The 2215-nt window shown below is 72.1% G+C and carries 3 protein-coding genes; all 3 read left to right on the forward strand.

Translation table 11 applies throughout. The annotated features are described in order from the left end of the window. The first annotated feature begins 157 nt into the window (after positions 1-157). Positions 158-358 carry a hypothetical protein gene (locus tag AOK15_RS45450; protein ID WP_055524262.1) on the forward strand — a complete coding sequence of 67 codons (201 nt, stop codon included), beginning with the start codon at positions 158-160 and terminating at the stop codon, positions 356-358. Then, the gene (locus AOK15_RS40785) at positions 355-729 is read left to right on the forward strand and encodes a type II toxin-antitoxin system death-on-curing family toxin (RefSeq protein ID WP_055524264.1); all 375 of its coding nucleotides are present in this window, start codon (positions 355-357) and stop codon (positions 727-729) included. Before AOK15_RS45450 ends, AOK15_RS40785 begins: the two co-directional genes overlap by 4 nt. Positions 730-961: 232 nt before the next feature. After that, a partial coding sequence (locus AOK15_RS40790; protein ID WP_055524266.1) for a DEAD/DEAH box helicase occupies positions 962-2215 on the forward strand: 1254 nt, incomplete at its 3' end.

The raw sequence follows: 2215 nt of genomic DNA on the forward strand, positions 1-2215 counted from the left end.
GCGGCTTGCGGACCGGTGGCTAGTGGACCCGCGACCAGCGGAATCGCGGCTCGCCATGCGACGGCTCGCGGACCACCCCGGCCGCCCGCGAACCGGGGTGGGGCCGCCGCCCGTAAACCGGTGGGGCCACTGCCTGCTGCCCCTCTAACCTCAGCGCATGACCGAGATCACCCACGGCCTCGATCCCGCACTCCATCGGGCCCTCGCCGACCTCGCCGACGCGCAGGGGCGGGGGCCGGACGAGGTCGTGGGGGAGGCGCTGGAAGCGTACGTGCGGGCGCAGGGGGCGCTCGTGCGGCGGCAGGCCGAGCGGCTCGCCTCGGCGCACGCCGAGTTGTTGCGGAGGTTGGGGGAGTGAGCCGTCATCTGACCGTCGCCGAGGTCACCGCCCTCGCCGAGGTCGCCTTCGGCGGGCGGGCGCCCGAGCAGCGGGAGCCCGGACTGCTGGAGTCGGCCGTGCACCGGCCGCGCGCCCGTATGTTCGGCACCGCCGCCTACCCGGACCTCCACGACCAGGCGGCCGCGCTGCTGCACGCCATCGTCACGAACCACCCCCTCGTCGACGGGAACAAGCGCACGGCCTGGCTCGCGGCGGCCACGTTTCTTGCCGTCAACGGCGTCGACCTCGCGGACGTGGACCAGGAACGGGCGTACGACCTGGTCATTGATGTCGCCTCCGGGGACGAGGGTGACGTCGCGGTGATCGCGGGACGGCTGAGGTCGCTGTGAGGTGGATCCCATCGCCGGGGGAGCGGGTGTCGTACGCGCGTTGACCCGGTCCCGCCGCCGGTAGGGTGGCCCGGTTGTCATACGTAGCCGAGCCGGCCCAGCCGCTGTGGCAGGGCCGCTCGCCGCTACCCCATCGAGCCGCCCGACCACAGATCACAGACCGGAGACCGTGACTACCTCCCGCCCGTCGCCCACCGCCACCCTCAACGGAGGGCCCTCCGGGCCCGCGCCCATGACCGCTTCCTCGAACCACCACCTCTCACCCGCCTTCCCCGGCCGCGCCCCCTGGGGTACCGCCAGCAAGCTGCGTGCCTGGCAGCAAGGGGCGATGGAGAAGTACATCCAGGAGCAGCCGCGGGACTTCCTCGCGGTCGCGACACCCGGCGCCGGGAAAACCACCTTCGCGCTGACGCTCGCGTCCTGGCTGCTGCACCATCACGTCGTGCAGCAGGTGACCGTCGTGGCGCCGACCGAGCACCTGAAGAAGCAGTGGGCGGAGGCGGCGGCGCGGATAGGGATCAAGCTGGACCCCGAGTACAGCGCGGGTCCGCTCGGCCGGGAGTACGACGGGGTCGCCGTCACCTACGCCGGTGTCGGCGTGCGCCCCATGCTGCACCGCAACCGCAGCGAGCAGCGCAAGACCCTCGTCATCCTCGACGAGATCCACCACGCCGGCGACAGCAAGTCCTGGGGCGAGGCCTGTCTGGAGGCGTTCGAACCGGCCACCCGGCGGCTCGCCCTCACCGGTACGCCCTTCCGGTCCGACACCAACCCCATCCCGTTCGTGACGTACGAGGAGGGGCAGGACGGCATCCGGCGGTCCTCCGCCGACTACACCTACGGCTACGGCAACGCGCTCGCCGACAACGTCGTGCGGCCCGTCATCTTCCTCTCCTACAGCGGCAACATGCGCTGGCGCACCAAGGCGGGCGACGAGATCGCCGCGCGGCTCGGCGAGCCCATGACCAAGGACGCCATCAGCCAGGCCTGGCGCACCGCGCTCGATCCCCGCGGCGAGTGGATGCCGAGCGTGCTGCGCGCCGCCGACCAGCGGCTCACCGAGGTCAGGAAGGCCATCCCGGACGCGGGCGCCCTCGTCATCGCCTCCGACCAGGAGTCGGCGCGCGCCTACGCCAAGCTCATCCGGGAGATCACCGGCCACGGGGCGACGCTCGTCCTGTCCGACGACTCCGGTGCCTCGGACCGCATCGACGAGTTCAGCCACAACACCGACCGGTGGATGGTCGCCGTCCGGATGGTGTCCGAGGGCGTCGACGTGCCGCGGCTCGCGGTCGGGGTGTACGCCACCACCATCTCCACTCCTCTCTTCTTCGCGCAGGCCGTCGGGCGTTTCGTGCGGTCCCGGCGGCGCGGCGAGACCGCGTCCGTGTTCCTGCCGACCGTGCCCGACCTGCTCGGCTTCGCCAACGAGATGGAGCGGGAACGCGACCACGTCCTCGACAAGCCCAAGAAGGGCGGCGAGGAG

The organism is Streptomyces ossamyceticus (assembly GCF_001418475.1).
Classification (GTDB): Bacteria; Actinomycetota; Actinomycetes; order Streptomycetales; family Streptomycetaceae; genus Streptomyces; species Streptomyces ossamyceticus.